This is a genomic window from Dellaglioa sp. CoH-56-MRSF-11 (assembly GCF_056782135.1).
Genome location: NZ_JBXAYE010000095.1, coordinates 1 through 285, shown reverse-complemented (window position 1 = coordinate 285; position 285 = coordinate 1). Strand labels below are relative to the sequence as shown.

The window sequence follows — 285 nt, the reverse complement described above, 5'->3', positions numbered from 1 at the left end:
CTGTCGGGGGGCGAGGGCGGGGACGGTCATGCGGGACTCCTTGGCGTTTTCGTGGGTCGTGTGGAGCAGCCGGCGGGTCGCGCGCGCGGAATGGACGCGCACTCCCCACACGCCGGCGACGTCGCAGAGGACACTCACCGCCGCGGAGGCCGCGTCGCGTTCACCGGCCGGCGAGCCCTCAGGGAGCAGAGCGCCGATGAACCTCTTGCGCGAGTGGCCGACGAGGATGCGCGGTCCGATCTCACAGAGCGACCGCAGGGCGCCGATCAGCTCCCAGCCCTGGAC

The 285-nt window shown here is 72.6% G+C and carries 1 protein-coding gene; it reads right to left on the bottom strand.

From position 1 onward, the window contains the following. On the bottom strand, positions 1 to 285 hold a 285-nt coding region (locus AC1RPT_RS07985; protein WP_481763019.1), incomplete at both ends, for a dihydropteroate synthase.